4 protein-coding genes are annotated in these 4,051 nt (G+C 73.1%); 2 read left to right on the top strand and 2 right to left on the bottom strand.

From position 1 onward, the window contains the following. The coding region (locus tag C468_RS05385) for a MutS N-terminal domain-containing protein (protein ID WP_449272010.1) at window positions 1–1,325 on the bottom strand (1,325 nt) is incomplete at its 3' end. A 222-nt stretch (window positions 1,326–1,547) separates the two neighbouring features. Between C468_RS05385 and C468_RS05380 the strand changes: the two genes are divergently transcribed. Continuing rightward, a complete protein-coding gene (locus C468_RS05380; protein WP_008847862.1) occupies window positions 1,548–2,105 on the top strand; it encodes a J domain-containing protein in 558 nt (185 codons plus the stop codon). 98 nt (window positions 2,106–2,203) lie between these two features. On the opposite strand, the gene C468_RS05375 is transcribed toward C468_RS05380, so the two are convergent. Beyond that, window positions 2,204–2,893, bottom strand: a complete 690-nt coding sequence (locus C468_RS05375) for a molybdenum cofactor guanylyltransferase (protein WP_008847861.1) — start codon at window positions 2,891–2,893, stop codon at window positions 2,204–2,206. Window positions 2,894–3,060: 167 nt separating this feature from the next. Here C468_RS05375 and pdxS point away from each other — a divergent pair, with 167 nt between their 5' ends. After that, window positions 3,061–3,969 (top strand): pyridoxal 5'-phosphate synthase lyase subunit PdxS, encoded by a 909-nt coding sequence (pdxS, locus tag C468_RS05370; protein ID WP_008847860.1) that lies wholly within the window; start codon window positions 3,061–3,063, stop codon window positions 3,967–3,969. Window positions 3,970–4,051: the final 82 nt, after the last annotated feature.

The following is a 4,051-nucleotide window of genomic DNA, read 5'->3' as shown; positions in this document are numbered from 1 at the left end:
CTCGCGCCATCAGAGATGTGTATAAGAGACAGGTCGCGGAGGTCGCGGAGGTGGTCGGTGCGGAGGAGGTCGGCGTCGCCGTCGGTTTCCGGTCCTCCCGAGCCGTCCGCGCCCGCCAGCGTCGCCTTCAACTCCGGCACGACCGCGAGCGTCGCGTGCAGCGAGCGCAGGTCCCTCGCGTCGGCGCGGCCGCGGGAGATCCGCCCGACGAGGCGTTCGAGGTCGTAGGCGGTCCCGAGCGCGTCTGCGAGCCCCTCGCGGGCGAGGGTGCGGTCGGCCAGCTCGCCGACCGCGTCGTGGCGGCTCCGGATCGCGTCGGCGTCGACGAGCGGGCGCCGGAGCCAGCGCTCCAGACACCGGCGGCCGAGCGCGCAGCTCGTCTCGTCCAGGGCGTCGAACAGGGTGTCGCTCGCGCCCAGGCCGCGGTTCTCGAACAGCTCGAGGCTGCGCTGGGCGGCCGCGTCGAGCCGGAGCCGGTCGCGAGGGTCGTACCGCCGGATCCGGGTGACGTACGAGAGCGGGCCGTCGTCGCCCTGCGTGTACTCGGCGTACGCGAGCACCGCCCCCGCCGCCCGCAGCTCGGCGTCGCCGTCGAACCGTCGGTCGGGGGCGGGGAGGTACGGCTCCAGCCGCTCCGCCGCGGCCCGGCGGTCGAAGACGCCCTGGTCGTACGCGTGGGTCGTCCAGCCGCGCCCGGCGTCGGCCGGCTCGAAGTCCGGGGCGTTCGGGCCCGCGATCAGCTCCGCGGGCGCGACCCGGTCCAGCTCCTCCGCGACCGCGTCCCGGTCCCCCGACGTGACGAGGCACTCGCCGGTGGAGACGTCGACGGCGGCGAGGCCGACGGTCCGATCGGCCGCGCCGTCGCCGTCACCGCCCACTGCCACCGCCGCCACGTAGTTCGTCGTCCCCGCCTCCAGCAGCTCGTCCTCGACGACGGTCCCGGGGGTGATCACCTCGGTGACGGCGCGGTCGACGAGTCCCGACGCCTGCTCGGCGTCCTCGACCTGGTCGCCGAGCGCGACGCGGTAGCCCGCGTCGAGCAGCGACTCGAGGTAGGGCGCGGCGTTGTCGATAGGGATCCCCGCCATCGGGTAGTCGCCGGTCGAGTCGGAGCGCTCCGTCAGCGTCACCTCGCAGACGCGGGCGACGGCCGCGGCCGCCTCGCAGAACGCCTCGTAGAAGTCCCCGACCTGGAACAGCACGAGCGCGTCCTCGTGGGCCGCGCACAGGTCGGCGTACTGCGAGAGCATCGGCGTCAGCTCCTCGCGGGCGGCGGCGATACCCGGCGGGAGTCCGGTCACCGTCTCGCGGTCCGCAGTCGGCATACCACGGATCCGGTCGGCCGCGGGCATAAACGGTGCGGAGGCGGGCAGGGTCGCGGTCCGGAGCGCGGCCCGGTCCGTCCCCCGCTACGGAGCCGGCTCCGGCCGAGGCGGTCTCCCGCCCGCCGAATCGGCGGCTCCAGACCCACCTCCTTCACCCGATATCCGACGGGAGCGCCCGGCTCAGCCCCGAGCGCTTACAACGCTGGAGCCCCGATAGGAGGTGTGACGAATCGAACGATCGTCGTCGGCATGGCAGCGACGTTCATCGGACTGACGGCCCTCCTGCTCGTGGCGGGCGTCGTCGTCTCCCCGGTCCTGCTGGCGGTCGCGGTTCCGTTCGGCGTCGTCGCGTACTTGCTCTGGTACCACGCCAGCGGCCGGCTTCGAGACCGCGTCCGGCGCGAGGCCGCGCGGGCGGGTCCGGGAGACCGCGCCCGAGCCCGACAGCGGGCGAGAGCCGCCGAACACCGCCGGTCGGCGTACCGGTCGGCGGGGGCGACCGACGGCGGGTTCGGCCGCGCCGGGGCGGCGGGCGACCGGGGGGCTTGGTCCGCGTCCGGGGCCCGCGGCGCCGGCGACCCGCGCGACCGCGCCCCGCCGACGAGCGGGATGTCGGAGCGCGAGGCCTACGAGACGCTCGGGCTCGACCCGACCGCCGACAGCGCGACGGTCCGGTCCACCTACCGGGAGCGCGCGAAGCGGCTCCACCCGGACGGAGAGGACGGCGACGAGGACGCGTTCAAGGAGCTGAACAAGGCGTACGAGCGGCTGTCGGACTGACCGCGGTCTCATTTATTCACTCGTCCGATCGCCGAGCGTCGGCGTCGGCGCCACCGGTGATCGGAATCAGCGAGGATCGGCGTCAGCGAGGATCGGCGTCAGCGAGGATCGGCGTCGCCGAGCGCCGCCGCGAGCGCGGTCTCCGCCTCCGCGAGCTCCGTCTGCGTGTTGACGTTGGTGAACGTCTGCTCCGTCGTACGCTCGCGGATCGCCGCGTCGCCGACGACGACGCGGTCGAGGTCGTCGAGTGGCGCCACCACCTTCCGGTCGCCGCGGGCGAGGGCGCGCTCGCAGGCCGCTCCCGTCGCCTCCGCGTGGTAGACCGCCTGCGTCGTCTGGAGCCAGCGGTCGTCGAGCCGAGGGATCACCGCCTCGCGGCCCGCGGCGTCCTCGGCGAGCCCGGCGAGGAAGCCGGGGTCGACGAACGGCATGTCGCAGGCGACGACGGCGACGTACTCGCCCGCGGCGGCCCGACAGGCGTTCCGGATACCGGCGACCGGGCCCAGGTCGGGCTCGTCGTCGACCGCCCAGCGCAGGGGCAGCGAGAGGCCGTCGAGCGCGTCATCGATCGCGTCTCGTTGGTCTGGCCGACAGTTGACGACGAGCTCGTCGACGACCGGGTCGCCGCCGGAAGCGCGGTCGGCACCCGGCGGAACGGGGTCGTCGGCGCCGGCGAGCCGGTCCGCGACGCGGCGGACCATCGGCACGCCAGCGAGCGGGGCGACGGCCTTGTCGCGGTCGCCGAAGCGCGTCGAGCGCCCCCCGGCGAGGATGGCTCCGGAAGTCACGGCTCGCCTCTGGACCCCGAGGGACTTCGCGGTTGCGGTCGGGCGACGGATCGGGCGTGATCTCAGCCGCGAAATCGGCGTCTGAACGCCCGCGATCCGCGCCGATGACAGCGCCCCAACACCCGCCAAAGCGACCCGTTAAGTGACCGGCGACCCTACTCTCTCACATGGCAGAGGCCACGGATTTAGAGGAGCTGAAGCGGGGGACCGACCTGGTCAAGCGCGGCTTCGCACGGATGCAGAAAGGCGGGGTCATCATGGACGTCGTCAACCGCGAACAGGCCCGCATCGCGGAGGACGCCGGCGCGGTCGCCGTGATGGTGTTAGAACACGTCCCGGCCGACATCCGGAAGCGGGGCGGCGTCGCCCGGATGCCCGACCCCGAGCGCGTCCCCGAGGTCATCGACGAGGTGTCGATCCCCGTGATGGGCAAGTCGCGCATCGGTCACCGCAAGGAGGCGGAGATCCTGGAGGCGCTCGGCGTCGACATGATCGACGAGTCGGAGGTGCTCACGCCCGCCGACGACGAGTACCACACCGACAAGCGCGACTTCGCGTCGCCGTTCGTCTGCGGCGCCCGAAACCTCCCCGAGGCGCTGCGGCGCATCCGCGAGGGCGCGGCGATGATCCGCACCAAGGGCGAGGCCGGCACCGGCGACGTCAACCAGGCGGTCAAACACCAGCGCACCATCAAAAACCAGATCCGAACGCTCACCGGGCTCAACTACGAGGAGCGCGAGAAGTGGGCCCGCGAGCACGGCGCCCCCCGCGACCTGGTCCACGAGACCGCGGAGGCCGAGCGGCTCCCGGTCGTCAACTTCGCGGCCGGCGGGATCGCCACGCCCGCGGACGCGGCGCTGATGATGTACCACGGCTGTGACGGCATCTTCGTCGGCTCCGGTATCTTCGGCGCGGAGGACCCCGAGGCGATGGGCACCGCGATCGTCGAGGCCGTCAACAACTGGGACGACCCCGAGGAGCTCGCCCGGATCGCGAGCGGGACCGGCAAGGGGATGAAGGGTCAGTCGAACGAGGACATGCCCGAAGAGGAGAAGCTGCAGGGCCGCGGCGTGTAACCGACCCCACCCTACTTCACTCGGCCTTGCGGCCTCGCTCGTTGAGGGTGGGGCTTTGATGTGGTTTTCGCCCTCGGTTGGC

The organism is Halorubrum kocurii JCM 14978, assembly GCF_000337355.1.
Classification (GTDB): Archaea; Halobacteriota; Halobacteria; order Halobacteriales; family Haloferacaceae; genus Halorubrum; species Halorubrum kocurii.
This window is presented reverse-complemented; position numbering and strand designations above follow the sequence as displayed.

What these genes read in the sequence shown, in the direction of transcription:
- pdxS (WP_008847860.1), top strand. Translation starts at nt 3,061, where the DNA reads ATGGCAGAGGCCACGGATTTAGAGGAGCTGAAGCGGGGGACCGACCTG.